Here is a 1,013-nt window from a genome sequence, read left to right as displayed (position 1 = left end):
GTGATCATCTCGGTGACCGGGTGCTCCACCTGGATGCGGGTGTTCATCTCGATGAAGTAGTACTTGCGCTCGATGTTGTCGAACACGAACTCCACCGTTCCGGCGTTCTTGTAGCCGACCTCCTTGCAGAGGTTGATCGCGGCTTCCTGGAGGCCGGCGCGGAGCTCGTCGTCGATCGCGGGCGACGGGGCCTCCTCGATGAGCTTCTGGTTTCGGCGCTGCGAGGTGCAGTCGCGCTCGCCGAGCGCAATCGCGTTCTCTCCGTCCGCAAGCACCTGAATCTCGATGTGGCGGATGTCTGTGAGGAAGCGCTCGATGTAGACCGACGAGTCGTTGAACGCGGACTGGGCCTCGTTCATGATCTCGTTGAGGTCCTTCTCCAGCGTGTCCTCAGACTCCACCACGCGCATGCCTCGGCCACCGCCGCCGGCCGCCGCCTTGATCAGCAGCGGGAAGCCGGTCTGCTTGGCCACCTCGAGCGCTTCGTCGAACTCGGTCACGACGCCGTCGGAGCCGGGCACCGTCGGCACGCCCGCGCTCTGCGCGATACGCTTCGCCTCAATCTTGTCGCCCATCCGGCGGATGTGCTCGGACGACGGACCGACAAAGCCAATCTCCTCGTCCTCGACCATCTTGACAAAGTCGGCCTTCTCGGAGAGGAAGCCGTAGCCGGGGTGGATCGCGTCGACTTTGTACGCCATCGCGGCGGAGACGACGAGCTCCGGGCTGTTGTAGCTCTTGGCGGCGTTCGCCGGGCCGATGCACACGGCCTTGTCGGCTTCCTTCACCGGAAGCGAATCGCGGTCGCCTTCGGAATACGCCAAGACACTCTTGATACCGAGCTCCTTGCAGGCACGGATGATGCGAAGTGCGATCTCACCGCGGTTGGCAATGAGTACGCTCCCCAACAACTCAGACATTGGGACTCCTCACCTTTCTAGGGGTTGTGGGTGTGCTTACTTGGGCTCGATGATCATGATGGTCTGGCCGTGCTCGACAGCCTCCTCGTTCTC

Annotated in this window: 1 protein-coding gene; it reads right to left on the bottom strand. The window is 62.7% G+C overall.

Annotation, left to right across the window (positions count from 1 at the left end):
- Nucleotides 1–920 (bottom strand): ATP-binding protein (locus tag EAW56_RS12470; protein ID WP_122086869.1); only part of this gene is annotated, 920 nt, incomplete at its 3' end.
- Nucleotides 921–1,013 lie beyond the last annotated feature (93 nt).

The organism is Corynebacterium gottingense (genome assembly GCF_003693265.1).
Classification (GTDB): Bacteria; Actinomycetota; Actinomycetes; order Mycobacteriales; family Mycobacteriaceae; genus Corynebacterium; species Corynebacterium gottingense.
Note: the sequence above shows the minus strand (reverse complement) of the source record. Positions and strands in the feature narration are given on the sequence as shown.